This is a genomic window from Corallococcus sp. AB049A (assembly GCF_003668885.1).
GTDB classification, from domain to species: domain Bacteria; phylum Myxococcota; class Myxococcia; order Myxococcales; family Myxococcaceae; genus Corallococcus; species Corallococcus interemptor.
In genome coordinates this window covers 1-459 of record NZ_RAWL01001051.1, presented here as the reverse complement: position 1 = coordinate 459, position 459 = coordinate 1, and the positions used below count along the sequence as shown (strand labels likewise).

1 protein-coding gene is annotated in these 459 nt (G+C 72.3%); it reads right to left on the bottom strand.

Annotated features, from left to right (window positions below; all coding sequences use genetic code 11):
• Positions 1-459, bottom strand: a 459-nt coding sequence (nrfD, locus tag D7X55_RS40820) for an NrfD/PsrC family molybdoenzyme membrane anchor subunit (protein ID WP_233610443.1), incomplete at both ends; no start/stop codon positions are given.

Here is a 459-nt window from a genome sequence, read left to right as displayed (position 1 = left end):
CCACGAGCCCATGCTCATGGGCGACGTGGGCCGGAACACGCGCAGCATGTTCAGGAAGCGCGACGGGCGGCCCAGGTCGTGGATCAACAGCCCCGCGCTCACGATGTCCCCCGCCACAGCCACCGCGTGACAGCGCTCCGCCAGCCGCTCCAGCTTCCTTCCCCCGAACGCCTCCAGCGCCACCCCGAGCACGCTCGCCGCGCCCGCGGCCCCGCCCACGTAGAAGTACGCCGGGACCGTCCAGATCCACAGCGGCTCCTTCAACACCGGCAGGCCGTAGTAGCTCGGCGCGCCCGCGCTGTCGGGCCCCGACCGCGACGGCACCGTGGACAGCACGTCGATGCCCTGGCGCGCCTGCTCCGGGTCCTTCACCTCCTGCTGCGAACCCTCACCCTCCAGGATGCCCGCGCGCGGGTTGATGTTCCGCCCGTCCGCCTTGCGTTGCAGCCGGTCCAGCAG